Below are 1,735 nucleotides of genomic sequence, written 5' to 3' on the forward strand. Positions count from 1 at the left end.
CTGTGCCCGCGTCCACCGCGGTCACTCCTGGGTGTGACTGTTACGTGCACCGGTTCGGTTCGATCGCTCCGGGGCGGCGGGCGGCCTGCTATCCGCCGGGCTCGGCGGCACCTCCGCCTACACGTGGCTGAAGCTGCCCGTCACCGACGACCCGGACGACATGGCCGAGGTGCTGGAGACCTCCACCCTGCCGGTCGTGCTGCTCGGCGGCGAGGTGGGCGAGGACCAGGAGGGCGCCTACGAACGCTGGCGCAAGGCCCTGCGGCTGCCCACCGTCCAGGGCATGGTCGTCGGGCGGTCGCTGCTCTACCCGGCCGGGGGCAGCGTGGAAGAGGCCGTGGACACGGCCGTCGGTCTGCTGTGATCCGGAGGATGCAATGACGTACCACCTTCCCGCCGGCAAGGCCCTCGGCGGCCCCTACGCCGTCGACGTCACGCCCGAGAAGGCCGGCTGGGGCCACGCCGGCCTGCGAGTCCTGGAGCTGCCGCCCGGCGGCACACACTCCTTCGACACCGGCGACAGCGAGTGGATCGTCGTCCCGCTGAGCGGCGGCTGCACGGTCGCCGCGGCGGACGACTTCGGCCAGGAGACGTTCGAACTCCAGGGCCGCGCCGACGTCTTCAGCGGCGTCAGCGACTTCGCGTACGTGCCGCGCGACGCCCGCGCGAGCGTGACGTCGGCCGGCGGCGGCCGGTTCGCGCTGACCGGTGCGCGCTGCACGCGACGGCTGCCCGCGCGCTACGGCCCGGCGTCCGAGGTGCCGGTGGAGCTGCGGGGCACGGGGAACTGCTCCCGGCAGGTCAACAACTTCGGCGCGGCCGGGGTCTTCGAGTGCGACAAGCTCATCGCGGTCGAGGTGATCACCCCGGGCGGCAACTGGTCGTCGTTCCCGCCGCACAAGCACGACGAGCACCGGCCGGGCGAGGAGTCCGTGCTGGAGGAGATCTACTACTTCGAGTTCGCCGGCCACGACGGCATCCCCGGTCTCGGCTACCAGCGCGTCTCCCCCTCCGGCCCGGGGCGGGACACCGACGTGCTGGCGGAGGTGCGCGGCGGCGACGTCGTCCTGATCCCGGACGGCTGGCACGGGCCGTCGATGGCCACGCCCGGCCACCACATGTACTACCTCAACGTCATGGCGGGCCCGGAGGCCGAGCGCGCCTGGCTGATCTGCGACCACCCCGACCACGCCTGGGTCCGCGACACCTGGCCGGACCAGCCGGTCGATCCCCGGCTCCCCCTCTACACCGCCCCGGAGACCTCCGTATGAGTGCCCCCACCCGCAGACTGACGACCGCCCAGGCGCTGGTCCGGTTCCTGTCCGTCCAGTACACCGAGCGCGACGGCGTGCGCCGCCGGCTGATCGCCGGGACCTGGGGCATCTTCGGCCATGGCAACGTCGCCGGGGTCGGCCAGGCGCTCCTGGAGGCGGGCGAGCACGTCATGCCGTTCCATCAGGGCCGCAACGAGCAGTCCATGGTGCACGCGGCCGTCGGCTACGCCCGGCAGCTCGACCGCCTGTCCGCGCAGGCGGTGACGACCTCGATCGGCCCGGGCGCCACCAACCTGGTCACCGGCGCCGCCCTGGCGACGATCAACCGGCTGCCGGTGCTGCTCCTGCCCGGCGACTACTTCGCCTCACACGCCCCCGACCCGCTGCTCCAGCAGCTGGAGGGGCCGTCCCTGCGGGGCAGCACGCCGACCCGCGCCGGATGCCGGTCGTTCCAGACGTAC

General features: G+C 73.3%; 2 protein-coding genes and 1 pseudogene. All 3 read left to right on the forward strand.

Annotated features, from left to right (window positions below):
- Positions 1 to 88: 88 nt before the first annotated feature.
- Positions 89 to 364, forward strand: a pseudogene (locus tag ABZ281_RS48245) (deoxyribose-phosphate aldolase); the annotation flags it as partial.
- Between the two features lie 13 nt (positions 365 to 377).
- Positions 378 to 1,271: a 5-deoxy-glucuronate isomerase gene (iolB, locus tag ABZ281_RS48250; RefSeq protein ID WP_356665074.1), complete on the forward strand. Its 894-nt coding sequence runs from the start codon at positions 378 to 380 to the stop codon at positions 1,269 to 1,271.
- Positions 1,268 to 1,735, forward strand: a 468-nt coding sequence (locus tag ABZ281_RS48255) for a thiamine pyrophosphate-binding protein (RefSeq protein WP_356665076.1), incomplete at its 3' end; no start/stop codon positions are given. The genes iolB and ABZ281_RS48255, both read left to right, overlap by 4 nt.

Source organism: Streptomyces sp. NPDC006265, from assembly GCF_040613555.1.
Lineage (GTDB): Bacteria > Actinomycetota > Actinomycetes > Streptomycetales > Streptomycetaceae > Streptomyces.